Origin of the sequence: Paracoccus nototheniae (assembly GCF_004335005.1) — a bacterium.
In the GTDB taxonomy this organism is placed as follows: Bacteria; Pseudomonadota; Alphaproteobacteria; order Rhodobacterales; family Rhodobacteraceae; genus Paracoccus; species Paracoccus nototheniae.
The window spans coordinates 1-255 of record NZ_RQRT01000227.1 but is presented as its reverse complement, the minus strand read 5'-3'; the positions used below and the strand labels follow the sequence as shown (position 1 = coordinate 255).

Here is a 255-nt window from a genome sequence, read left to right as displayed (position 1 = left end):
AAGGCGGGCACCCCCGCCTCGAACACCTGTGTCATGAAATGGGCGGCCGCGCGCGCCTCGACGTTGTCCTCGTGCATCTGGATGGGGGAACCGGCGAAGACGATGCCGTCAAGGCGGCTCAAATCCGTAATGTCGCCCGTTCCAAGACAGGAGGCCGTGTCCAGTTCGATCCCGGGGCGCAGGCGGCGCAGGGCCGTGGCATAGCTTTCATGTGAGGCCAGCCCGGCATAGCTGCGGCGATCGTTCTGCTGCTCT

1 protein-coding gene is annotated in these 255 nt (G+C 65.5%); it reads right to left on the bottom strand.

The genetic code is table 11. The features are described from left to right. On the bottom strand, positions 1–255 hold a 255-nt coding region (locus EG885_RS23010; RefSeq protein WP_165571285.1), incomplete at both ends, for a hypothetical protein.